Annotated in this window: 1 protein-coding gene; it reads right to left on the reverse strand. The window is 36.9% G+C overall.

All coding sequences use genetic code 11. The features are described 5' to 3' along the window. On the reverse strand, positions 1-526 hold a 526-nt coding region (locus tag RAD16_RS40495), incomplete at its 3' end, for a GMP reductase (protein WP_458163638.1). Positions 527-544 lie beyond the last annotated feature (18 nt).

A 544-nucleotide genomic window follows, 5' to 3' on the forward strand; every position in this document is an offset into this window, starting at 1 on the left:
TGTCTTTTCCACCGGCATATGAAATTGAGCTTTGTAAATCTTGTTGCATTTCTTTTAAGGTATCCATTAATGACCCCTTATGTTCTACAAACATTTTTTTACCTTCTACATTTTTATGTTCGCCTTTTTGAAATTCAGATGCACTACCAAAATATTCTTTATACTGTTTACCATCAAGTTCTACAGTTTCACCAGGTGATTCTTCGTGTGCCGCAAATAATGAACCAATCATGACCATTGATGCACCAAATCTAATTGACTTAGCGATGTCGCCATGCGTTCTTATACCACCATCGGCAATCAAAGGTTTACGAGCTGCTTTACTACATATGTTTAATGCCGCTAACTGCCAACCACCAGTACCAAAACCTGTTTTAATCTTTGTAATACAAACTCTACCAGGACCTATACCGACTTTGGTAGCATCAGCACCAGCATTTTCTAATTCTCTAACACCTTCTGGCGTACCAACATTACCAGCAATAACAAAACTATCAGGTATATGGGTTTTAATATGTTTAATCATGTTTATCACTGAATCCGA

The organism is Bradyrhizobium sp. 18BD (assembly GCF_054185225.1).